20 protein-coding genes are annotated in these 23,098 nt (G+C 69.2%); 16 read left to right on the top strand and 4 right to left on the bottom strand.

Annotation, left to right across the window (positions count from 1 at the left end):
* Positions 1 to 311 precede the first annotated feature (311 nt).
* On the bottom strand, positions 312 to 1,217 hold the full coding sequence (locus ACFWXQ_RS36005) for a MurR/RpiR family transcriptional regulator (protein WP_383935962.1): 906 nt from the start codon (positions 1,215 to 1,217) through the stop codon (positions 312 to 314).
* A gap of 121 nt (positions 1,218 to 1,338) precedes the next feature.
* On the opposite strand from ACFWXQ_RS36005, the gene ACFWXQ_RS36000 reads away from it, so the two are divergent.
* The 6 genes from ACFWXQ_RS36000 to ACFWXQ_RS35975 all read left to right on the top strand — a co-directional run bounded on the left by ACFWXQ_RS36000 (position 1,339) and on the right by ACFWXQ_RS35975 (position 7,937).
* Entirely contained in the window at positions 1,339 to 2,523 is a 1,185-nt protein-coding gene (locus ACFWXQ_RS36000) for a C45 family autoproteolytic acyltransferase/hydolase (RefSeq protein WP_383935960.1), read from the top strand.
* On the top strand, positions 2,520 to 4,181 hold the full coding sequence (locus ACFWXQ_RS35995) for an ABC transporter substrate-binding protein (protein ID WP_383935958.1): 1,662 nt from the start codon (positions 2,520 to 2,522) through the stop codon (positions 4,179 to 4,181). Before ACFWXQ_RS36000 ends, ACFWXQ_RS35995 begins: the two co-directional genes overlap by 4 nt.
* Before the next feature lie 115 nt (positions 4,182 to 4,296).
* Positions 4,297 to 5,247, top strand: coding sequence for an ABC transporter permease (locus ACFWXQ_RS35990; protein ID WP_190231001.1), 951 nt, complete (start codon positions 4,297 to 4,299; stop codon positions 5,245 to 5,247).
* Positions 5,244 to 6,095: an ABC transporter permease gene (locus tag ACFWXQ_RS35985; RefSeq protein WP_383935955.1), complete on the top strand. Its 852-nt coding sequence runs from the start codon at positions 5,244 to 5,246 to the stop codon at positions 6,093 to 6,095. The genes ACFWXQ_RS35990 and ACFWXQ_RS35985 overlap by 4 nt, the downstream gene beginning before the upstream one ends.
* A 4-nt stretch (positions 6,096 to 6,099) precedes the next feature.
* Positions 6,100 to 7,128 (top strand): ABC transporter ATP-binding protein, encoded by a 1,029-nt coding sequence (locus ACFWXQ_RS35980; RefSeq protein ID WP_383935954.1) that lies wholly within the window; start codon positions 6,100 to 6,102, stop codon positions 7,126 to 7,128.
* Positions 7,125 to 7,937: an ABC transporter ATP-binding protein gene (locus ACFWXQ_RS35975; RefSeq protein ID WP_383935952.1), complete on the top strand. Its 813-nt coding sequence runs from the start codon at positions 7,125 to 7,127 to the stop codon at positions 7,935 to 7,937. The genes ACFWXQ_RS35980 and ACFWXQ_RS35975 overlap by 4 nt, the downstream gene beginning before the upstream one ends.
* A 103-nt stretch (positions 7,938 to 8,040) precedes the next feature.
* Here ACFWXQ_RS35975 and ACFWXQ_RS35970 read toward each other — a convergent pair whose 3' ends face one another.
* Positions 8,041 to 8,244: a cold-shock protein gene (locus ACFWXQ_RS35970; RefSeq protein WP_033319512.1), complete on the bottom strand. Its 204-nt coding sequence runs from the start codon at positions 8,242 to 8,244 to the stop codon at positions 8,041 to 8,043.
* Between the two features lie 355 nt (positions 8,245 to 8,599).
* Between ACFWXQ_RS35970 and ACFWXQ_RS35965 the strand changes: the two genes are divergently transcribed.
* Entirely contained in the window at positions 8,600 to 9,481 is an 882-nt protein-coding gene (locus ACFWXQ_RS35965) for a menaquinone biosynthetic enzyme MqnA/MqnD family protein (protein WP_383935950.1), read from the top strand.
* Positions 9,482 to 9,611: 130 nt separating this feature from the next.
* Positions 9,612 to 11,453, top strand: a complete 1,842-nt coding sequence (locus ACFWXQ_RS35960) for a protein kinase (protein ID WP_383935948.1) — start codon at positions 9,612 to 9,614, stop codon at positions 11,451 to 11,453.
* 20 nt (positions 11,454 to 11,473) lie between these two features.
* Here the strand turns inward: ACFWXQ_RS35960 and ACFWXQ_RS35955 are convergent, their stop codons facing one another.
* Entirely contained in the window at positions 11,474 to 16,114 is a 4,641-nt protein-coding gene (locus ACFWXQ_RS35955) for an FtsK/SpoIIIE domain-containing protein (RefSeq protein ID WP_383935946.1), read from the bottom strand.
* Positions 16,115 to 16,355: 241 nt separating this feature from the next.
* Here ACFWXQ_RS35955 and ACFWXQ_RS35950 point away from each other — a divergent pair, with 241 nt between their 5' ends.
* The 8 genes from ACFWXQ_RS35950 (at position 16,356) to ACFWXQ_RS35915 (ending at position 22,497) form a co-directional block, all read left to right on the top strand.
* Entirely contained in the window at positions 16,356 to 16,661 is a 306-nt protein-coding gene (locus ACFWXQ_RS35950) for a WXG100 family type VII secretion target (protein ID WP_079053446.1), read from the top strand.
* Positions 16,662 to 16,811: 150 nt separating this feature from the next.
* The gene (locus ACFWXQ_RS35945) at positions 16,812 to 17,138 is read left to right on the top strand and encodes a hypothetical protein (RefSeq protein WP_383935944.1); all 327 of its coding nucleotides are present in this window, start codon (positions 16,812 to 16,814) and stop codon (positions 17,136 to 17,138) included.
* Positions 17,139 to 17,251: 113 nt separating this feature from the next.
* Entirely contained in the window at positions 17,252 to 18,559 is a 1,308-nt protein-coding gene (locus tag ACFWXQ_RS35940; RefSeq protein ID WP_383935942.1) for a hypothetical protein, read from the top strand.
* A gap of 11 nt (positions 18,560 to 18,570) precedes the next feature.
* The gene (locus tag ACFWXQ_RS35935; protein ID WP_383935940.1) at positions 18,571 to 19,233 is read left to right on the top strand and encodes a hypothetical protein; all 663 of its coding nucleotides are present in this window, start codon (positions 18,571 to 18,573) and stop codon (positions 19,231 to 19,233) included.
* 7 nt (positions 19,234 to 19,240) lie between these two features.
* Complete coding sequence (locus tag ACFWXQ_RS35930) at positions 19,241 to 19,858, top strand: hypothetical protein (RefSeq protein ID WP_383935938.1); 618 nt, start codon at positions 19,241 to 19,243, stop codon at positions 19,856 to 19,858.
* 181 nt (positions 19,859 to 20,039) lie between these two features.
* A complete protein-coding gene (locus tag ACFWXQ_RS35925) occupies positions 20,040 to 20,699 on the top strand; it encodes a hypothetical protein (RefSeq protein ID WP_383935937.1) in 660 nt (219 codons plus the stop codon).
* A 104-nt stretch (positions 20,700 to 20,803) separates the two neighbouring features.
* Positions 20,804 to 21,811 carry a hypothetical protein gene (locus tag ACFWXQ_RS35920; RefSeq protein ID WP_383935935.1) on the top strand — a complete coding sequence of 336 codons (1,008 nt, stop codon included), beginning with the start codon at positions 20,804 to 20,806 and terminating at the stop codon, positions 21,809 to 21,811.
* Positions 21,812 to 21,918: 107 nt separating this feature from the next.
* Positions 21,919 to 22,497 carry a hypothetical protein gene (locus tag ACFWXQ_RS35915; RefSeq protein WP_383935933.1) on the top strand — a complete coding sequence of 193 codons (579 nt, stop codon included), beginning with the start codon at positions 21,919 to 21,921 and terminating at the stop codon, positions 22,495 to 22,497.
* On the opposite strand, the gene ACFWXQ_RS35910 is transcribed toward ACFWXQ_RS35915, so the two are convergent.
* Complete coding sequence (locus ACFWXQ_RS35910; protein ID WP_383935931.1) at positions 22,480 to 23,097, bottom strand: hypothetical protein; 618 nt, start codon at positions 23,095 to 23,097, stop codon at positions 22,480 to 22,482. The genes ACFWXQ_RS35915 and ACFWXQ_RS35910 overlap by 18 nt on opposite strands.
* Between the last annotated feature and the right edge of the window lies 1 nt (position 23,098).

Raw genomic sequence — 23,098 nt, 5'->3', positions numbered from 1 at the left:
CTAAAGGCCTAAAGACCTAGGGGCGCGGGGAACTGCGCGACCAGCCACAGCGCACCCGCACACACATCTCAGCCCGCACCCCCCCACCCACCAACGGTCAACCCACCCACCCCAACAGCCCCCACCCACGCCCCAACGATCAGCCCACCCACCCCAACAGCCCCCACCCACGCCCCAACGGTCAACCCACCCACCCCCAACAGCCCCCACCCCCAGCCCCTCCGGCGTTTGAGGAGCGGGGGTTCGGGGGCGGAGCCCCTGAGTAAGGGACGGGAATGGGTAGGGGCGGCGGGGGCGAGAAAAGGTCGTCGCTACCTGCGCTTCGGCTTCAGCAACTGTTCCCGCAGGGCCGTGAGTTGATGGGACGTTTCCACCGCTCGGGTCTCGTCCAGGGCCGTGAGGGCGAGGAGCAGCGCGTCGGCGACGACGATCGCGGTGAGGGCCTCCGACGTTATGCCCGTCGGGGTGTGGGGGGCGATGAGGACGGCGTCCACACTCGGCCCGTACAACTCGGCGAGCTCGTCGGTGACGAGGATGACCCGGGCGCCCACGGACCGAGCCCGCTCAGTGATGACCGTCAACTCGGCGAGCGCGCGCCCCGGCTGAAAGATGACCACCGCGTCACCCTGCCGCAGCCGGAGCAGCGGATCGGCGAGTGCGAAGCCGGTCTCGCCGAGGTGCCGGGCCCGGCAGCCGATGCGGCCGAGCGCCAACGCCAGGTGGCGGGCGGCCAGTTCGGAGGCCGCGACCCCGTAGCAGTGGATCTCGCCCGATTCCGCCGCCTCGGCGAGTATGCCGACCGCGTCCCGCAGCGCGTCACCGGGCGTGAGCCGCCGCGCGTGCTCGATCCGCTCCTGGGCCTCGTCGAAGACCTCGCCCCAGATGCCGTCCAGATCCCGCCCCACATGGGCGATCCGCTGCTGGAGGCGGACCTCGGGCGCCACGGTCGAGGTGAAGTCGGAGGCCAGCTCCCGCTTGAGCGCGGGCAGCCCCGCGTAGTCGAGGCGCTGGAGGGTGCGTACGACGCTGGCGTTGCTGGTGCCGCTCGCGCTGCCCAGCTCCTGGGCGGACGCGAACAGCAGGGACTCCACGGGCGCGCTGACCAGGTGCTGCGCCACGGCCCGCTCGGAGGCGGAGAGCGACTCCCACTTCTCGCGCACGGTCGCGCGCAGCCGGGCGAGACCCTCGCCGCCGCCCGGCTCCTCTGAAATGTTCATTACGGGTATTGACTCCGGTGTGATTGCCGTTACTCTCCTGGGCAACGCATTCCAAAAGGAGAGCATCTCGTAACCAACGTTACAGGACGGTTGCGCAGAGCTCTCCACCGCGAGGAGAAGAATGGCACCCCGCACCCTCCCCATCATCGAGATCTCAGGCAACCCCCTGGACCGAGGCCGCCAGTACGGCGAAGCCGTCCGCCCCCGCCTGCACACCGCGCTCGCCTACTACGAGGAGGCGTTCGGGCACTCGTCGGGCCTCACCTGGCAGCAGGTGACCGCACGAGCCGCCCGCTGGCTGGACCCCGTACGCGACTACGCCCCCGACCTGGTGGACGAGATGCGGGGGATCGCCGACGGCGCGGGCGTGGACCTGCTCGACGTCCTCGCCCTCAACGCCCGCGGCGAGGTCATCTACGACCGGTCCTTCGCCAGGATGGGCGAAGCGCGGGGAGAGCTCCAGGAAGCACCCGTCGAGGTCCCCGCCGAGGAACGCTCCGAGGGCTGCACCTCCTTCGCCGCCTACGGAGAGGCCAGCGGCGACGGCCGGGTCTGGGCGGGCCAGAACTGGGACTGGCGGGCCGGTGTCTCCGACACGGTCGTCATGCTCCGTATCGTCCAGCCGCCGAAGCCCACCCTGATCATGCAGGTCGAGGCGGGCCAGATCGGCCGCCAGGGCGCCAACTCGGCGGGGATCGCGCTCAACGCGAACGGCCTGGGCGGGCGGTTCGACGACGCGGTGGGCCTGCCGCAGACCGTCGTACGACGCCGGGTCCTGGACCAGCACACCATCACCGACGCCCTCGACGTGCTGTGCCGCACCCGCGCGCACATCGCCAGCAACGCCCTGCTGACCTGCCGCGAGGGATACGCCGTCGACCTGGAGACCACCCCCGCCGGGCACGGCTGGATGCATCCGACCGACGGACTCCTCGTCCACGGCAACCACTACCAGGCGGGCGTCCCGGCCGCCCTCGCCGCCGGCTACCGGCCCCTGTCGTCGGACTCCCTGGTCCGGGTGCCGCGCGCCGAACAGGGCCTGCGCACCCTGCGCGGCTCCACCGGCCCCGACGAGAGCCGCAAGCTGATCAAGCAGGCCATGTCGGACCACCTCGGCCTCCCCGAGTCGCTCTGCACCCACCCCGACAGCCGCATGCCCGCGGTCCAGCACTGGAAGACGCTCGTCTCCTCCTGCGTCGACCTGACCGGCGGCGACTACCACGTGACCGCGGGCACGCCCTGCGACCGCGACTACCAGCACCTGCCCTGGAACCTGTACGACGGCCCTTACGGAGATGCCGGATGACGACCCACAGCGACAGAAGGCGGGGCGCCACCGCGGTCCTCGCCGCGGCCACCCTCCTCACCGTCGGCGCCTGCAGCGGCGCCGACACCACCAGCGGCACCGGCGGCGCCTCCGCAGACGCCGCCAAGCTGGAACTCAGCCCCACCACCCCGGCCGCCAAGGGCACGCTCGCCAGGGCCGACTGGCTCCTGGAGGACGAGCCCGACTCGCTCGACCTCGACACCCAGGGCACCAGCGCCGGCCGTGTCGTCCTCACCAACGTCTGCGAGCGGCTCTACCAGCTCCAGCCCGACATGACGACCAAGCCCTTCCTCGCCTCGTCGGCGAAGACCTCCACCGACGGCAAAACCCTCACCCTCACCGTCCGCTCCGGCGTCACCTTCCACGACGGCTCGAAGCTCACCGCCGACGACGTCCTGTGGTCCCTGAAGCGGCACGCCGACCCGGACATGGAGCAGTCCGACGAGTTCGGGAACGTCTCGTCCATGACGAAGTCCGGCGCCGACGCGATCACGATCCGCTTCAAGGCCCCCGATGCCCTCTTCACCAAGGCCCTCGCCGGGGACGCCGGAATCGTCTGGAACAAGGAACAGGTCGAGAAGTCCGGCCAGGACTTCGGCACCCCCGGCCAGGCGGACGCCTGCTCGGGACCGTACGCGCTGAAGAACTGGAAGTCCGGCGACTCGATCACCATCGCCGCGTACGACGACTACTGGGGCAAGAAGCCGCTGACCCGCGAGGTCGTCTTCCGCTGGGCCGCCGACAGCGCGCTCGTGAACGCGCTCAAGACGGGTGCGGCGGACGGCGCTTACGCCGAGACGCCCAACACCGCCGCCGCCCTCCTCAAGGACAAGGACATCGCCCAGCACTACGGGCCGTCCACCGCCTCCCTCGTCCTCATCCCGACCGCCCGCGGCGGCCTGGGGGACGAGCGGATCCGCCGCGCGCTCTCCCTCTCCCTCGACCGCAAGGGCATCGCCGACTCCGGCTACGGCGGCCTCGTCGAACCCTGGGCCACCCCCGTCGGCTCCGGCGCCTGGGGCTACGAGAAGGCCGGATTCCAGGCCGCGCAGAAGCAGTTGGCGTCACTGGCCCCCGCCTCACCCACCGCCGACGACCTCGCCGAAGCCAAGAAGCTGGTGAAGGAGGCGGGCACGCCCGGCGCGCCCCTCGTCATCGGCACCGACGCCAGCCAGGGCCGGACCGTCACCGCCAACGCCGTACGTGCCGCACTCCAGCGCATCGGACTCAAGGCCCGGATCAAGACCGTACCGACGTCCCAGTTCGAGGAGTTCTACAGCGACCCGCAGGCCCGCGAAGAGATCGACCTGCTGGTGGGCGACTGGTACATCTCCAAGGCCGACCCCATGGGCTTCTACGACAACGGCCTGTCCGACTCCTCCAACAACTGGGTCGGCTTCAAGGACGCCACGTACGACAAGAACGTCAAGAAGGCGCTCGCCACCCTCGACGACGCCGAACGGGCCTCGCTGGCCATCGACGTACAGCGGCGCTTCGCGGACGCGGCGGTCTGGATCCCGGTCGCGCAGGTGCCCACGATTCTGCTCCTCGACGCGAAGCTCACCGGCCCGCCGGCGTCGCAGGCCTACCTGTACTACCCGTGGGCGGCCGAACTTGGTTCCAAGCGCGCCGAGTGACGTCCGGAATGCAAGCTGCGGGTTCGTTGTGGCTGGTCGCGCAGTTCCTCGCGCCCCTTACGGGGCGCGGGTCGGCGCCGGGCCTCGACGACTGCGCCCAGTTGGAGAAACTCTGATGCTCGCTCGTATATCCCGGCGGCTGGCCGGTCTGCTGGCCACTCTGTTTGCCGCTTCCTTCGTCATTTTTGCCGCCGTGTACGCGGCGCCCGGCGACCCCGCCGTGTTCCTCGCGGGCGGGCGCGACAAGCTCACCCCCGAACGGCTCGCCTCCGTCCGCGCGCAGTACCACCTCGACGAGCCGCTCGTCGTGCAGTACGGGCGCTGGCTGTGGGACTGCGTCCACCTCGACCTCGGCCGCTCGTTCCAGTACAGCGACCAGGTCGGCGACCTGGTCTCCGCCCGCCTGCCGACCACCCTGCAACTCGTCGCGTACGCCACCGTGCTCTTCGTCGTCCTCGGTGTCGGCGCCGGAATCCTGGCCGCCGTGCGCCGCTCGACCTGGGTGGACTCGGCGGTCGTCGGCGGCACGACCCTGGCCGCCTCCGTACCGTCCTTCGTCGCCGCGATCGCACTCGTCTCGCTCTTCGGCGTACAACTGGGCTGGTTCCCGGTGACCGGCAGCGGTACGGGGATCGCGGGCACCCTGCACCATCTGACGCTGCCCGCCCTGTCGTTGGCGCTCGGCGCGCTCGCGATCATCAGCCGGGTCACGCGCCAGGCCATGGCGGACGCCGCCGCCTCCGACCACGTGGAGGCGGCCCGCGCCTCCGGTGTCCCGGAGCGCGACATCATCCGCCGCCATGTCCTGCGCAACGCGCTCGGCCCCATCGTCACCATGTGCGGCCTGGTCATGGCGGGCATGCTCGCCGGCACGGTCGTCGTCGAGACGGCCTTCGGCCTCAGCGGCATCGGCTCGCTCCTCGTCGGCTCGATCAACGCGCACGACTTCCCGGTGGCCCAGGCGGTCCTGCTGCTGATGGTCACCGGCTATGTCGTGGTGACGACCGTCGTCGACCTCGTCCATCCGCTGCTGGACCCGCGCGTCAAGGAGGTGCGCCCCGCATGACCACCCTCGCCCTGCGGCCCGTGGCGACCGGCACCCGCCCCCGCCGACGCCCTCTCAGCGTCCTGATCGCCGCCACCGTCCTCGCCCTGGTCGTCCTCGCCGCGGCCCTCGCCCCGCTGATCGCGCCCTACGCCCCCGACGCCATCGACCTCTCCGCATCCCTCGCCGGAACCAGCGCCGACCACATCCTCGGCACCGACTCCTCCGGCCAGGACCTGCTCTCCCGCGTGCTCCACGGAGCCCGTACGAGCCTGATCGCACCGCTGCTGCTCCTCGCGGTCGCCGCCGTGCTCGGAGTGACGCTCGGCGTGCTCTCGGCCTGGCACGGCGGCTGGATCGACGGCCTCGTCTCCCGGATCACCGACGTGATGTACGCCTTCCCGGGCCTGCTCTTCACCGTCCTGATCATCGCCGTCTTCGGCACCGGAACCACGACCTCCGTGCTCGCCCTCGGGCTGGCCTTCACCCCGACCGTCGCCCGGTACACCCGCTCGCTCGCCCTCTCCGAGGTCCGCAAGCCGTACGTCGACGCCTACCGCGTGCAGGGCATGGGCGGCACCCGCATCTGCGCCCTGCACCTGGTGCCCAACCTGGGCCGCTCGGTCCTCGGCTACCTCGTCGTCCTCTTCGGTGAGGCCGTGATGTCCCTGGCGACCCTCTCCTACCTGGGCTTCGGCGCCCAGCCACCCTCCTCCGACTGGGGATTGATGGTCCAGGAGGGCCAGTCCGCCGTCGTCCAGGGCGCCCTGCTGCCCGCCCTCGTCCCCGGCACGGCCATCGCCCTGGTCGTCGTGTCCGTCAACGTGGCCGGCGTCTGGGCCGCCGACCGCCTAGGAAGTCAGGACTGAGCCCATGCTGCTGTCTCTAGAGGACCTCACGGTCCAAGTCCCGGGCACGGCCCGCCCGCTCCTCGACTCCGTCACCCTGACCGTCGCGGAGGGCGAGGTCGTCGGCCTGGTCGGCGAGTCCGGTTCCGGCAAGTCGACCACCGCGAAGGCGGCCCTCGGCCTGCTGCCCACGGGCGCCGACTTCGCCGGCTCGGTCCGCGTCGACGGCACCGACGTACTCGGCCTGCGCGGCGAAGCCCTGCGCGCCCACCGCGCCGACACCGTCGCGATGATCCACCAGGACCCGCGGGCCACCCTCAACCCGGTCCGGCGCATCGGCGACTTCCTCGTCGAACGCGGCGCCACGAAGGAACGGGCCGTCGAACTCCTCGCCGCCGTCGGCCTGTCCGACCCCGAACAGCGGGTCCGCCAGCGGCCGCACGAACTCTCCGGCGGCATGCTCCAGCGGGTCGTCATCGCCGGCGCCCTGGCCGCCCGGCCCCGCCTCCTGCTCGCCGACGAGGCCACCAGCGCCCTCGACGTCACCACCCAGGCCGAGATCCTCGCCCAACTCCGCACGGCCCGCGAGGAACAGGGCGCGGGCCTGCTCTTCATCACCCACGACCTGCACCTGGCGGCCGCGTACTGCGACCGCGTGTACGTCATGTACGCCGGCCGAGTGGTCGAGGAACGTACAGCCCGGGCCCTCTTCGCCACCCCGGCCCACCCCTACACCCAAGGCCTACTCTCCTGCTCCCCAACCCTCGGCGACTCCCACCCCCTCCTCCCCATCCCGGGCCGCCCTCCATCCCTCTCGGACACCTTCCCGGGCTGCCCGTTCGCCCCTAGATGCGGCGAGGCGGAGGAAGCATGCGAGACGTGGCTCCCGGAGCCGGTGTTCCTGGAAGACCAGGAGCTGGGAGATGGGGCGCTTGTGGGGGAGGGCGGCATGGCAGCCTGCCGCCGCGTTGTGGGCAGGCGTTCCGCAGGGCGGAACGGGTGGGCACAACGCACAACGGCGGGTCAGCCAAAAGACAAGGTGAGCCACAAATGACAAGCACCCTGCTGCAGGTAGAAGGGCTGGGCAAGACATACCCCCTCCCCGGTGGAGGCCACCACAAGGCCGCCGAGGACGTCTCCTTCACACTGCAGCCCGGCGGAGCCCTGGGCATCGTCGGCGAATCCGGCTCAGGCAAAACCACAGTCGCCCGCATGCTCGTAGGCCTCACCACCCCCGACACCGGAACAATCACAGTCGAAGGCCGCGCACGCGAACCCCGTACCCCCCGCCGCAGAACCCAAAGGCTCACCCGAGCCCGCGAGATCCAGATGGTCTTCCAGGACCCGTACGTCTCCCTGGACCCCAGACTCACCGCAACCCAGTGCCTCCGCACGGCCCTCCGCCTGCACGGCCGCGCGGAGCCCCTCGCGGCAACGCTCCTGGACCAGGTGGGCCTCGGCGAACGGGAGGCGGAGGCCCGCCCCCGCCACCTCTCCGGCGGCCAACGCCAACGGCTGGCGATCGCCCGGGCCCTCGCCGTGGACCCACGCATCCTCGTCCTGGACGAGGCGGTCGCCGCGCTGGACGTGTCGATCCAGGCCCAGATCCTGCGGCTCCTGGACGAGATCCGCCGGGACACCGGGGTCGCCCTGGTCTTCGTCAGCCACGATCTGGCCGTCGTGCAGCACGTCACGGACGAGGTCCTGGTGATGCGCCGCGGCCGGACCGTGGAGCAGGGGCCCACCGCCCGCGTACTGACCGAGCCGTCGGACCCGTACACCCGCCTGCTGCTCGCCTCCGTACCGGGCGAGGGCTGGGACCCGGCGGACGCGGTCGAGGCGCGGACCGCTCTCAGTGCCTGAAAGGCAGGAGCCCCGACACCTGACGGTGTAGGGGCTCCTTGGGTACTTCTCTCGGTTCCGGATCAGAGTATTGGGCTCATGGAGCCAAGACTCGGCCGAAGGATCAGACGGGGGTGACGTTCTCCGCCTGCGGGCCCTTCGGACCCTGGGTCACGTCGAAGGTAACCGCCTGGTTCTCTTCGAGGGAGCGGAATCCGCTCGCGTTGATCGCGGAGTAGTGGACGAAGACGTCCGGGCCGCCGCCTTCCTGGGCGATGAAACCAAAGCCCTTTTCAGCGTTGAACCACTTCACGGTTCCGGTAGCCATAAGCCCTCCTTGGGCCCAAAGGGTTGCCCTGCTCCAGAACCTGCAAGGTGTAAACAAAAGCTTGTAAACAACTGCATTCGTCTGAAAACGACGAGAGCCCGCGGTCACATGCTCCGCAGGCTCTGTACTGCAAGGGAAACCAAACTGCAACTTGCGACGAGCGTACCCACGAGGGCAGCCGAAAGCAATAGAGGGCAAGATCACGTCACCCGGAAGTTTGGAGGGGTCGCCCGATGGGTTGACGTTGCGGTATCACTTGGCGTCACAGGGGTTGACAGGGGCGGAGTAGATCCTTTCGGAACCCGCTCGGGACCCTGAAGGCTGCACCGTACCCCATGGGCGCTAGCCTCGCGATGTGGACAATTCTCCCGAGTCTCCCGAGGGGCGTCCCGACGCCCGCCCGTCCAGGCCGCGCGTCGGCCACATCCAGTTCCTGAACTGCCTGCCCCTCTACTGGGGGCTCGCGAGAACGGGCACGCTGCTCGACTTCGAGCTCACCAAGGACACCCCGGAGAAGCTCAGCGAGCGGCTGGTGCGGGGCGAGCTCGACATCGGCCCGATCACCCTCGTCGAGTTCCTCAGGCACGCCGACGAACTGGTCGCCTTCCCCGACATCGCGGTCGGCTGCGACGGCCCGGTGATGTCCTGCGTACTCGTCTCCCAGGTCCCGCTGGACCAGCTGGACGGAGCCAGGGTCGCCCTCGGCTCGACCTCCCGTACGTCCGTACGTCTCGCGCAGCTCCTGCTGTCGGAGCGGTACGGCGTCCAGCCGTCCTATTACACGTGCCCGCCCGACCTCAGCCTGATGATGCAGGAGGCCGACGCGGCGGTCCTGATCGGTGACGCCGCCCTGCGCGCCAACCTCCTCGACGGCCCGCGCTACGGGCTCGCGGTGCACGACCTGGGCGCGATGTGGAAGGAGTGGACGGGCCTGCCGTTCGTCTTCGCGGTCTGGGCGGCCCGCCGCGAGTACCTGGAGCGCGAGCCCGTCCTCACACGCCAGGTCCACGAGGCCTTCCTCTCCTCCCGGGACCTCTCCCTGGACGAGGTCGGCAAGGTCGCCGAGCAGGCGGCCCGCTGGGAGGCCTTCGACGAGAGCGTCCTTGAGCGCTACTTCACGACCCTCGACTTCCGCTTCGGAGGCCCGCAGCTGGAGGCCGTCACCGAGTTCGCGCGGAGGGTGGGGCCGACGACCGGGTTCGCGGCGGACGTGAAGGTGGATCTGCTGCTGCCGTAAGGGAGGTCACCGGCGTACGGCACGGCATTACCCTGCTGGACAGGGTGGCGCGGTGGTGCGGCGGCGCGGTGCGGCACCTACGGGGACGGGTAGGGAACGGGCAGTGGAACACGGGGGAGGCGCGGGCACCATGCAACCGCTCGGAGTCGATGAACCCACCGTCGTGGGGCCCTACCGGCTGCTGGGCCGGCTCGGCTCGGGCGGGATGGGCCGTGTCTATCTGGGCCGCAGCGCGGGCGGCCGTACCGTCGCGGTCAAGATCGTGCACCCGCACTTCGCGCTCGACGAGGAGTTCCGGGCCCGGTTCCGCCGGGAGGTGGAGGCGGCGCGGCGGGTGGGCGGCGCGTACACGGCTCCGGTGCTGGACGCCGGCCCGGACGCGCCGGTCCCGTGGGTCGCCACGGCCTACGCCGCGGGACCGTCCCTCGCCGCCGCGGTCGCCGACGCGGGCCCGCTCCCGGAGCATTCCGTACGGGTCCTCGGCGCCGGCCTCGCCGAGGCGCTGTCGGCGGTGCACGGCCTGGACCTCGTCCATCGTGACGTCAAGCCGTCGAACGTCCTGCTGACCCTCGACGGTCCCCTCCTCATCGACTTCGGCATCGCCCGCGCGACGGACGGCACGGCCTCCCTGACCTCGACCGGCGTCTCCGTCGGCTCGCCCGGTTACATGTCGCCCGAGCAAATCCTCGGCAAGGGGGTCACGGGCGCGGCGGACGTCTTCTCGCTGGGTGCGGTACTGGCGTACGCGGCGACGGGCTCGTCCCCGTTCCCCGGCGACTCCTCGGCCGCGCTCCTCTACAAGGTGGTCCACGAGGAGCCCGAACTGGGCGGGCTGTCGGGCGACTTGAGGGACGTGGTGGCCGACTGCCTCTCGAAGGATCCGGCCGCCCGCCCCTCTCCGTTCGTCCTCGCCTCCCGCCTCGCCGCGGAGGGTGCGGCGCGGCTGGTGACGGCCGGATGGTTGCCGGGACCGCTGGTGGAGCAGGTCAGCCGCAGCGCGGTCCAGCTCCTGAACCTGGAGGCGGCGGACGTGACGCCGTCAGGGGTGGTGGGCTTCAGCAGCCCTTCGGTGGGCGACTCCAATGGATCGGCGCCGGCGGAAGGTCCCACAGCTGGGCCGGTGGAAGGTCCCCGAGCGGCGGTGGTGGATGGGCCCCGGGCGACGCCGATTCCGTCCCCGACCCCGGCCGACTCCGCACCTCCGGCTGGTGTGTTCGGCCCCCCGGACCCGTCGTACGCGCCCTACGCGCCGCACGTGTCCCAGTCACCCCAGCCGTCCCAGTCACCCCATGCACCCCTCTCCGGCCCCCCGACCCACGTCCCGGAGCCACGCGACGCGGCAGGTCCCGGCACCTCCCCCGGGAAGGTGTCCGTCAGCGTGGCCGCGACCTCCGTGCCGACCGCCAACGGGCGGGGACGCAAGCTGAGTTGCACGGTGGCGCTCGCGGTGGCGGGAGCGCTGGCGGCGGTGGTGATCGGCGGGGCGTTCGTGGGCGACCTGCTGCCGGGCGGGGACGACGACAGCGGCAGCGACGCGGGCGGACCGGCCGACTCCCAGCCCGCGGCCACCCCGAGCGGGGCCACCCCGAGCGCCTCCGGCACGGACGGCGGCGGCCTCTCCGCCGTCCCCAGTTCCTACCTCGGCACCTGGGAGGGCGACGGCTTCGCCCTCGACGGCAAGCTCCCCATGGGAACGTTCCGCGTCACCGTCGGCCAGGCCGAGCCGGGCGACCAACTCGGCACCTTCCGTCAGACCGACCTCATCGGCGGCACCTGCGACACCGACCTCGTCCTCAAGAAGGTCACCCCCAAGCAACTGATCGCCACCAGCATCTCCAAGCCCTCCACCACCTCCGAGTGCACGACGGGCCGCCACGAGGTCCGCCTGGTCCCGGTCGGCGACGACCTCCGCTACGAGACGGACAACGCGGACGCGGGGGATCCGGTGGCCCGGATGTCGAAGGTCGAGTGAGCCGCTGAGAGGCTGAGGGGCTACAGCGGCACGGTCACCGTGACCGGTTCGCCGTTGCCCAGGTGGAGCATTCCCTTGCCCGGGGTGATCGGGCCGCCGACCATGCTGCGGGTGGTGCGGATGCCGATCAGTTCGCCGGCGCCGGAGTCCTGGGGGGACAGGAGGATGCCGCGGCGGCCCTTCTTGGCCTCGACCTGCCAGCCGGAGAAGCCGCTGCAGACCTCTTCCTCGTCGCCGCCGATGACGAGCGCGAGGCCGCGGTCGGCGCCGCGCTGGACGAGTCGCTTCAGCTCACGCTCACAGTCCGCGTCCTCCAGGACCTCGCCGTCGTCGACGATGACCACGATCGGCTCCTCGGGACTCGCCGACTCGATCGCCTCGTTGAAGTCGTCGCTCTCGATGTCGTCGTCCGTGAAGACCTTCAACACGCCGTCCTGGCCGTCGAGTTCGCGGAGCGGCGAGGGCCGCGGGGCCGCCACGACGATACGTACGCCCTGGAGGAGGTACGAGCGGGCGAGGTTCAGCAGGGCCGTGCTGCGGCCCGACTTCGCCGGGCCCGCGACGACGAACGTCGGCACGCCCTGCGAGAGGTCCGGGCCGAAGGCCATGATGTCGTCGCCGCCGATGCCCGCCAGACCCCACAGCTTCGACTGCGCGACCGCCGGGTCCCGCATCTCCCACGCGTCCGCGAAACCGATGCGGGAGGGCAGGGAGTCCACTCGGAACGGGCGCCGGGCACGCGGGACTTCGGCGTCGCGGGCCGTGGCCGCCTCGCCGATCGTGGCGAGCGCCGCCGCCTGTCCCTGACCGGTCAGGTCGTCGGAGAGCAGCGCGAACTGCGTCTCGATCGCCGTCTCGTTCTTGAAGCCGCGCCCGGGCGGGATCTCCTCGGGCACCTTGCGGGCGTTGATGCCGAGCATCGAGAAGTCGGACTTGTCGGCGAGCCGCAGACCGTACTTCTCCTCCGTCAGCGAGGCCATCCGGCCGAGCAGCACCTGGCGGTCACCGGTGACGACGAGGTGGATGCCGACGCTCGCGCCCTCGCGCATCATCGTCTGCAACTCGTCGGTCAGTTCACCGTGGTTGTACTCGCCGAGCGTCGGCAGCCAGCCCTCCCACCGGTCGAGCAGTACGACGATGTGCGGCAGCCGCTCCTCCTCGGTGACGGACGCCCGCTGTTCCCCGATGTCGGCGAACCCCTTGTCGGACAACAGGTCCTGACGCCTCGTCAACTCGCCCTTGAGGCGCGTGACCAGTCGTACGGCCCGCTCGGTCTGGTTGCGTGCGACGACGGCACCGCAGTGCGGCAGCCGCGTCAGGGCGTTGAGCGCGCCGTTGCCGCAGTCGATGCCGTACAGGTGCACGTCCTTCGAGGAGTGGGTGCGGGCGATCGACCCGGCGAGGGTCCGCAGGATCTGCGAACGGCCACTGCGCGGAGCGCCGCCCACGATGAGGTGCCCGAAGGAGGAGAAGTCGACGACGACCGGCCGGCGGGCCTGGTCGGCGGGCAGGTCCTCGACACCGAACGGGGCCGGCGGCAGCTTGCCCGCCGACAGTGCGGCGACCGCGGGCATCTCGACCTCGTCAAGGAGCAGCGTCTCGGAGAGCGCGGGCAGCCAGGGGCTGTGCTGGGAGGGGATGCCGAGGGCCCCGTTGGCGTCGCGGATCGCGTCCACGAGCACCTTCAGGTCGGTGATCTCCTCCTCCTCGCGCGCCTCGGCCTTCGGCTTGACCAGCGCGGCCCGCCCCAGGTCCTCCCAGGCCAGCGGCCCGGCCCAGGGCGCGAGCACCGTCGGGTCGGCGGCTCCGGGCCGCCGACCGCCCACGCGTCCCGACTGGAACGGTACGAGCGAGGCATGCCCGAGCCGGACGTACGCGCGACCGGGCGTGCTCTTGGAGATGTGCCCGGCCTCGGGCGAGTCGATGACGTCGCTCGACTCGCCGCCGTCCGTCACGCGCAGCGCGATACGGAGGTTGGTGTTGGCCCGGATCTCGGGCGACACGACACCGGAGGGCCGCTGGGTCGCGAGCAGCAGGTGGATACCGAGCGAACGGCCCCGCTGGGCGATGTTGACCAGACCCGTCACGAAGTCGGGCAGGTCACGCACCATCGAGGCGAACTCGTCGATGACGATGAGGAGTCGGGGCAGCGGCCGGTTCGAGGGATCACGCCGTACGAGATCCTGGTAGTCCTCGATGTCCTTGGCGTCGGCGGCGGCCAGGATGTGCTCGCGCCGGTGCAGCTCGGCGCCGAGTGACTCCAGGGCCCGCTCGACGAGGTGGGCGTCGAGGTCGGTGACCATGCCGACGGTGTGCGGCAGGTGCACACAGTCCTTGAAGGCCGCGCCACCCTTGTAGTCGACCAGCACGAACGTCATGTTCTCGGGCGTGTTCGCCACGGCCAGCGCGGCCACGATGGTCTGCAGCAGCTCCGACTTGCCGGAACCGGTCGTACCGGCGATCAGACCGTGCGGCCCGTCCCGCCGGATGTCGATGCCGAACGCCCCGTCGTACGACTCACCGACGACCGCCATCGTCGACTGCCCGCCCATGCGCCAGCGGGCGGAGATCGCGTCGCTCGTCGGCGGCTCCAGCTGGAGCACGTCGAGCAGCCGGCTGGAGCCGGGCAGCGCCGAGTCCTCGGTCTCGCCGCTGATGTCGCGGATGGGGGAGAGGGACCGGGAGAGGCGGGCGCACCAGGGCGCCGACACGAAGTCGGGCCGTACGTTCTTGACCCGGGCCGTGCCCGTCTGCTCTACGCGCAGCCGCAGTTCGAGCGGCTTCTGCTCGCCGGACTGCTGGTCGTCGGGCTCGGCGGTGTGCCAGGCCTGGAAGGAGGGGAAGCCGCTGCCCTGGGCGGCCGGCTCCCGGGAAGCGGTGACGGAGGTGGCGTGCCCTCCCGGCGTCGACTGCGGCTTCGGCTTCGGCTCGGCGATGACGATGGCCTGGCACTCGCCGGGCAGGAACCGCTCCTCGGCGTCGAGGCAGATCGCGTACATGCTGACGCCGGGACCTTCGCGCAGCAGCCGTACGACGCCGGGCATGGACCGGAGCCGCCGCGAACCGTCCCAAATAACCACGATGTCCGGGTCGGTGAAGCTGGTCTGGCGCCCGTTCTCCTTGGCGGCCTTCTGGCGGGCGTCGAGGAGCTGGGTGAGTTCGCCGATGCGGGCGCCGACGGTCTCGGCGTCGGTGCCGATGAGGACGTTGGCGTCCTGGGCGCCGGAGGGGCGCGAGTGCGGCAGCCAGCGGACCCAGTCCCAGGTGGTCTGGGCGCTGTTCTCGGTGAGGACGTAGAACTGCACGTCGAGCGGGCTGTGCAGCACGGCGCTCTGGGCGACGATCCAACGCCCGATGGACTGGGCCGAGTCGCCGGGCCCGGCGATCCCGACGACCCCGCGCTCGCGCAGCGGCAGTGTCACCGGGGCGTCCTGGATCTTCCAGGTGACCTCGCGCTTGTGGTCGTCCTGCTCGGGGTCGTCGAGCACGACCTCGGAGGGCAGCTGTCCCGTGCCGACGCGGAGTACGAGATGGTCGGCGTCGGTACGCCGCCGCTCCCACAGCCGGGTACGGGGCCCGGTGCTCATGGACAGCACGGAGGCGGGATCGGGCACGGCAAGCCGCCGATCAAGCCGCTCGGCTATCAAGGCATCCTGAGCATCCTTCTCGATCCGCTCTTTGTGCTCCTTGTACTCCTTGACCTGCTTCGCATGGGACTTGCGTCCGTGCTTCTTGTCCATGAAGTAGTTGCCGAAGAGGATCAGCGGGCTCAGCAGGGCCATGATCAGGTAGTACCAGCGCCCGAAGATCATCACGGCCACGACCGCGCCGACCAGCGGGGTCAGGGCCATCAGCCAGGGCAGCGGCCGGGCCTCGAAGTCGCGCGGCGGGGTGGGCAGCTTGAACCGGGTCTGGCGCTCGGGGGGCTGGAGCCGGGGCGGCCGGTTGTAGTCGAGCCCGGCCCCGTCGTCGGACCACTTCAGCGCGGCGTTGGGCGGGGAGTAGCGGTCGAGTTCGAGAAGGGTGTTGCCGACGGCGACCTGGGCACCGAGGGGCCAGTCCTTGCCGTCGAGGGGCTCACCGTCGAGGGTGACGCCGCCTTCTTTCTTCTCGCCCTTGTCCTTGTCGTCCGTGTCGTTCTGGTTGTCCCCGTGTGCGACGACCTGACAGGTTCCGTCCGTTGCAACTGACAACGTCAGCGCGCGGGCGGGAAGCTCGGGATCGTCGATCCGTACGTAGGAGGCGGGGCCGCTGCCGATGTCGTACCGGCCGATGCCGAGCCGGTGCACGGCGCCGGCCGCGGGCCCGCTCGCGACGCGCAGCTCGACGAGGCCGGTCGGCTCGCCGGGCAGACAGCCGGCGGGGTCGTGCAGGCTGACGACGGCGCCTTCGCGCAGGGGTGAGGTGCCGATGGTGGAGGCCGGGTCGACGGGATGGCCGTCGACATAGGCGAGGGGCGCTCCGCCGCTGCCCGCCTGCTGTCCGTGCTGTCCGTGCTGTCCGTGGTGTCCGATGGGGATGATCTGCGCGCCGCCGCTGTAGCCGACGTGCGCGGCCAGCTCTTTCGCGATGTCCCCCACCGAGGACTCGGGATCCGCGTCGAGCACCACGTCGGCGTTGGCGCCGCCCAGTGGATCGACGACGGTCAGAGTCAGGCGCACGATCGTCCTCCCCGTTGACTGCTTTCCTACTGCCCAGTTGCTGCCCAGTGACGATATCCGCTCCACCCTTCCCACAGGCAACGGCGTATGTGCTGGTTCCCTGAAGGCTCTTGAAGGATCCGGGGTGTGCGGCTGCAAGCGTCCTGCGTAAGCTGCAGACTCGGCGGACGATCGCATCATCCGCAACGGGAGCCACGGGGGTTGGCCCTGCGGCAAGTCGAGTTGTTATGGAGGACGCCACATGGCCGGCGGCAAAGACGCAGATATCACTTATGACGAGATGCACAAGGCGGCTACCAAGCTGACCGACGCCAAGGACAAGATCGACGAGAAGCTCGACGCCCTTGAGCGCTACATCCAGGGCCTCGTCAAGGACGGCTACACCACCCGCAAGGGCTCGCAGGCCTTCGAGGACTCCTTCACCGAGTTCAAGAAGGGCGCGAAGGACACGATCGAGGGCCTGACCGGCATGTCCAAGTTCCTCACCAGCGCCGCGAAGGCGTACCAGGACCTGGATGATGAGCTGGCCAAGGGTGTCAAGGGCTGAAACCGCCCTTTTGGGTGGTTGAGATCGCCTTCGGGTGGCAGGGGCCGCCCGGTGATGGTGTGGTCTGGTGCGGTGGGAAGCTACGGCGTCCCACCGCACTGGGCTGTTCCGGGGCCGGTGTGACTGCGGTGGGTTGGTACAGGGGGTGCCATGGGTGGCGAAGTCGGGCATACGAAGCTTGATCTTGACGTGATCAAGGGGATGGGCACTGGTCTCGGCAACGTCAAGAAGGCGTTTGAAGGGCTGGAGAAGCTCACCCAGAAATATGGCGACGACTTCGGGCACACCGATCTTGCCGCAAAGTTCGAGGACTTCGCCGGCAACTGGGAGATCAAGCGCGAGGAATTGACGGCCGAGATCGACACGTTGGCCAAGATCGCCAAGGCCGCCGCGGAGGCGTACGAGGACATCGATCACCAGCTGGCCGAAGCCATTCGAGGCGCTCAGGACCCCAATGCCCCGAAGAAGGGGAAGTAGCCGTGGTGGGACGGCCGCGCGATTGGCACCCCGTAGCGGACGGTGATCCGGTTCCTGGTGACCCCGACCAACTGGCTTCTCTGGGACGGAAACTGCGTAAAACCGCGGAAGAGTTGCAGCGGCAGATCCGAAACCTCAATGCCGTCGCCAAGGTCGAGGCGTGGGACAGCAAGGCCGGCAAGGAGTTCCGGGAGAAGGCGAAAGGCAATGTCAAGAAGCTTGAGGCCGCCTTCAAACGGTATGACGCGGCCGCTGACGCCATCGGATCCGAGGTGACGGAGGTGGGCGGCGGTTACCAGGACAAGCTGCACGCGAAGCCGAAGAACTACGCCTCCGATTTGAATCGTGCCCAGGAGATTGCGGACGCCGCGCTCAAGGAGGCCAGGGATGCCGATGAGAGGAAGGGGGCAGCCCAACGGGGCCTGGATGGGCTGACGGAGAAACAGAAGGACGACAGGAAGAAGATCGAGGAGAAGCGGGATGCCGCTGGAGATGAGATCCAGGCAGCCAGGGAGAAGGTCGGAGAGGCTGAACGGATCCGGAACGAGGCTGCGCGGAGAGCATGCGAGGCCATTGACAACGCAATCAGCAACGATTCACTGAAGGATGGATTCTGGGATAAATTTGATGATTGGGTCAATGACATTGGAGAGTGGACAGGGAGCATCGCCACATGGCTCGGCGTTGCGTCACTCCTGATTGGCTGGATTCCCGTCATCGGGCAGGCCCTGGCCGGAGTTCTGGGCAGCCTGGCCATGGTTCTCACCCTGGTGAGCACGCTGGCCACTCTTATTCAGGTCGCGCGAGGCGACAAGGGGTGGATGGACCTGGGAATGGCCGTGGTCGGATTCCTCATGATGGGAGTCGGCAAGGCTTTTTCCAAGATGGCGGGCAAGTACGCGAAGACTGCTCTTGGCCGTATGGGAAAGGTCACTGAGTCCGCCACCTCGAAACAGTACAGGCGAAGTGCCAAGAGGGTGAACAAGCTTGCTGCCGGCCCCATCAAGTGGCAGCGAGGGGAGTTCGTCAACTCGGTGAAGGGGAGGCTCCAGAATTTCAAGCTGGAGAAGGGGGATGGCTGGAAGTCCTTGACGGAGCCGTTCACGGAGCCCTTCTCGGGGAGGGCGTGGGGGGACAGTCTCGGCACGCTGAGGAGCGCCGGAAGTTATCGTGACGCTTGGCGAACGGTGGTTGGCAGAGGAGACGGCAATGCGGCGCTCGGAGTCGGGCGGTCTTTTTCCGCGGCCGATGCGGGTGTCGCATCCCAGCTCAAGGACGTCAAGTTCGCTTCGCAGGGCCTGAACAGTTCGGAGGCGGTCAACAGGATCTCGCGGACGGCTACGGGTATCTCGCTCGCCGGCGCCGGGGTCACGGTCGGAGGAATGGCCTTGGACAGCAATCTCAATCCGCTGCTCGACTGAAAGGAAGAACGATGACCTCAGGAGGCGTTCCCTCGGGCGCTGACGACTTCGCATGCCGCTTCGACCTCGGGGCGGGTTGGGTGGATCTGACGCTCCAAGGCGGGTCGAAGGGCGAAGCGACGGGGCTGGCCGGTGCGGCGCTCGACGGGTTCAATCCGCTCGAACTCCAGGTCGGACGACGAGAGCTGTTGAGCGACCTGATCGATCGGGCTGTGGATCTCAACAGCGACGATCCGATCTTCGCTGCCTCCTACTATGGAAAGGACGGGGTCGGCCTGATCAATTTCGTGGTCGATTCCTACAGTGAAGAAGGCGAGCCCCGACCCAGTCGCGAAGAGGTACAGCCATTGCTGGTCCGGTCGGGCCCGGATCGTACGGTGGTTGCCGGCGAACCGGAAGTTTCATACCTGGATCTTCCTGCCGGACCTGCCGTCCGGATTCAGGCGATGGCGAAGGCCAAGCGAATGTTCGGCTTCGGGAGCCGCCTCAACGAGTTCGTCAAGTATGCGGTGTTCCCGCCAGGGATCGAACAATTCATTGTCATCACGGCGAATTGGCAGGACATCCAGCTCACGGATGAACTCGCACAAGCGACCGATGAGTTGGTGGCCACGATGAGGAACGTTCCGCTCGACGCCAACGGCCAAGAGATCGCCTCAGGCTCCGTGGAGTGACGGCAGCGTGAAGACAGCCAGTGATTTCATTTCACCGCCGCAGGACTACAACGTGATTGTTCCGGATGGCTGGTTTCAGCTGTCGCTTGACCCCGAAGAGCGCGATCGAGGCATTGCCGCCCTTGCCGATCTGCAGTTTCGTGGAATCGACAATGCTCCGCACCTCAGGGAGCAGTTCATGCGAGATGTGCAGAGAAAGGCGAAGGACGCATACGACGTCGGAGGCATGGAGCTGTACCTCTCGACCCTTGTCGTTGGACCTGTCCCGCTTGCTTCCTCACTGCTCACCAGCATGCCGGACCCTGACGAGTGGCCGAGGTGTTCGGACGCCGAAGAGCTCGCGGAACACCTTGCGGTGCTCGATGGGGGCGAACCCGAGGGTGAACTGGGCGTCGTCCATCTGGACGTGGCGGGCATGGCCGTACGCCGGCGTCGCCGCGATGCCCCGGACCCCGCCGCCCAGTTGGGCAACACGTTGCCCACCACGACCCTCACCTACTACGTCCCGATTCCGGCGACAACCAGATGGCTGATGCTGAGCTTCTCCACACCGGTGGACCCATTGGCGGACCAGATGGTCGAGCTGTTCGACGCCGTCGCGGGAACGCTGCATTGGGTGGCGTGACGACCTGCGGTGTGTTGGCGTTCGGGAACCATGTGCCAACATCTTTGCGTGTGTCCCTGTGCCCCCTCGTGTCACTCAAGTCCGTTTCAGTACGCGGCACTTCTTCATTTCTCAACCCTCACAACGCTCCCTGACCGCACGAACACCGGACATTCCGATCACTCGACCCTGGGATACGTACATGCTGACCACGCGACGGCGGACGGCCGTGGCCTGCCTCTTCGCTGCTGCCGTTCTTTCTCTCACCGGTTGCAGTAGCGATTCGGACGACTCCGGGAACGAAAAGATCGCGGGAGCAGGTGGGGGCGAGTCGGGTTCTCCGACGCCGTCCGCGTCCGCGTCCGCCGAGAAAGGTGCCCCGGCCTTCGACCTGCCCCCGGACATCACGGTGGACGTCGAGAAGGAGTCGACCGGGGACGCGGCGAAGGACGCGATCGTGCGGGATGTGGCGTATGCGGCGCAGGCCCGTATCGAGGCCTTCGCCGAGGGGGACGGCCGGACCGCCAACATGAACCGCTACTTCGCGGCGAATGCCCTCGCCTACTGGGGCGATCGCGTGACGACGGTCAAGAAGGACGGGCTGACCGTCACGGGCGACTACCGGTACTTCGACTTCGAGGTCACCGACGTCGCGAACGGCAAGAAGGCGGCCGCCCGTTACTGCGAGGACCAGAGCAAGGCGTACAACAAGGTGATCAAGACCGAGAAGGTGCAGCGCACCCAGCCGAGCGACAAGGACTTCGTCCTCTACACGCTCCAGGTCGAGAAGGACTCCCGCGGCGACTGGCAGGTGACGCAGCAGAACTGGAAGAAGGGGGACGCGTCGTGCGTGCAGGGATAGGGACAGGGATAGGGGCAGGGATAGGTACTCGCACAGCCACAGCCACAGCCACAGCCACCGCCACAGCCACCGCGACCGCCCCCGGTACTGGTACTGGGGCGGGCGTGATTCGTCCCGTTCTGCGGACTGCCGTGGCCGCCGGGCTGGTCATGGCGCTGGGCACGGGATTTCCGGCGTACGCGGGTGAGACCACCGGCGGGGACCAGGGGACCACCGCGCCCGAGCAGCCGGACCAGGACTCCGGTGCCGGTTCCGGCAACGGCACCATCGGTGCCCACATCCGGATCGACCAGAGCAAGGCCGGTTCGGGTGGCCCCACCTCGACCACCACGTCCTCGAACGCGAACTGGAAGCCCCCGGTCTGCTGGTACGAGCCCATGTACACCTCCGAGGAGTACGAGGAGTTCATCAAGACCGCGTACGACGGGGCGCAGGAGCCCGCGGCGAGTTACGCCAGGAAGCGCGAGGAAGAGGGCTACCGCAAGGACGACAAGGGCCTGTGGTGGCAGGTGCAGTTCCGCAACGACGAGTACACCGACGCCTGCCCCGTCACCACGGACAACTGGGAGATCTGGGTCCCGCCGGCCGACCCGCAGCCCGATCCCAACAAGCTCACCCCCGAGACCCTCTCCGAACTCGCCTTCAACTCCACCAAGTTGCCGGTACCGCCCGTCGAACTGAGCCCGCGCGCGGACCGGCTCATCGTGAACCTCGGTACGCGGGTGAAGTTCAAGGGCGACTTCGATCGCGTGTGGACGACCGCGAGCATCGACTACAAGGGCGTCCAGATGGCCGCGACCACCGTCGCGACCCCGGTCGCGCTCAAGGTCGAGGCCGGTACCGACGACGCGGACCCGGCGACCTGCACGTACGACCTCGTGAAGGGCAAGAACGGCTACACGGTCGACAGCGAGGACGCGGGCTGCAACGTCACCTACCGTCGCTCGTCCGGTACGGGCACCTACCCCTTCAAGGCGTCGATCACCTGGAAGGTGACCTGGACCGACTCCGCCGACCCGGACGGCCCGCCGCAGCAGCCCGCCCTGCCGGGCGGTTTGTCCACGTACGAGGAGAACGTCGCGGTCAAGGAGATCCAGGCCGTCAATCGCTAGGCGGTTCCGTGTGGAGCCGTCCGCTCCGGTTCCGGCCCCCGCCCCACTCCTCGTGGCCGACCCGGCCAGCTATCCTCGTCCGGACCCCGCGAGGAATGGGAGAGTCCATGTCTGTTGGATCAGGGGCCGGGGAGTCCCGGGGGCGGAGTCCTGGGCGGTCGGTCGCAGGGAACGTCGCCTTCGGTGCGGGGCTGCTGCTCGTCCTGGCGACCATGACGCTCGGCGCCTTCGCGGGCGTTGCCCTGACCATCGGCTTGGCCGACGACTCGTTCCTGTCGCCGGCGGTACCTGACGACGGCCGGAACGCCGTGGGCATCGGCGGTATCGGCATGGGCGGCCTGCTGGGTCTGATGCTGCCCCTGCTCCTCCTCGCGGCGGTCCGGGGGACCGAGGAGAAGCCCAGGCTCGGACCGGGCGAGGCTCTGCTCAAGGCGCTCGCCCTTGTTCTGTTCAGCGTCTACCTGGTTGTTGTCTCGCTGCTTGCCGCCCAGCTCGGCTGGATCCTTCCCGAGGGGATCACCACGCTGCTCAGCTTCTTCATCGTCGGCTTCAGCTGGGCGCCGGTGGCGCTGTTTCCCTGGGAACGGTTCGGGCTGGGCGGCCTGGGAGGACTGGGAGGGCTGCGCTCGAACTCGAGCGGTCGGGGCGGTTCGGGCAATCGCGGTGATTCAGGCAAGTCGGACTGAGGCCGCCAACTCGTCGGCGACCTCGGCGAGTTCCTCGCCGAGCCCCATTGCCTGCCAGAGCAGCCGGCACTCCAGTGCCGTGGAATGCGCCCGGGGCAGGACGTAGTGCGCCACGCCTTCCAGTACCGAGCCCGCGGCGGAGTCGGGGGCGGTGGGTTCCAGCCGGTGCACCCGCAGCGCGGCACCCAGCGGAAGCTCGACCTCGGTGATGTCCGGAGGCCTGAAGTACGGCCCTTCGGCGCGCTCGGCCTCGGCGCGCAGCACGTCCAGGCGCAGTGACTCCGACGGGATGCTCAGCTCCCGTACGGAGTAGAACGCGACGACGCCACCGTCCGGAGGCGTGTGAAGCGCCGCGCACAACGCTTGCTGGCGCCTCGCCACGCTCCAGTACCAGAGCACGTCCTCGGCGAACGCCGAGCGCCGTTCAGCGGGTACGTCGGCCGTGAAGTGCTCCTCGGCCACGGACCGTGCCCATGCGTCCGGCTGCCGGGCGGTGAGATCGAGAACGAGCCAATTGTGCGGGGCGGGCAGCGTGACTCGGCAGTGCTGCCAGTCCGCGGACGCCGTGTCCGCGGTGTGCGTCGGGGGCGTCAGGGGCATC

Origin of the sequence: Streptomyces sp. NPDC058697 (assembly GCF_042715345.1) — a bacterium.
In the GTDB taxonomy this organism is placed as follows: Bacteria; Actinomycetota; Actinomycetes; order Streptomycetales; family Streptomycetaceae; genus Streptomyces; species Streptomyces liliifuscus.
Note: the sequence above shows the minus strand (reverse complement) of the source record. Positions and strands in the feature narration are given on the sequence as shown.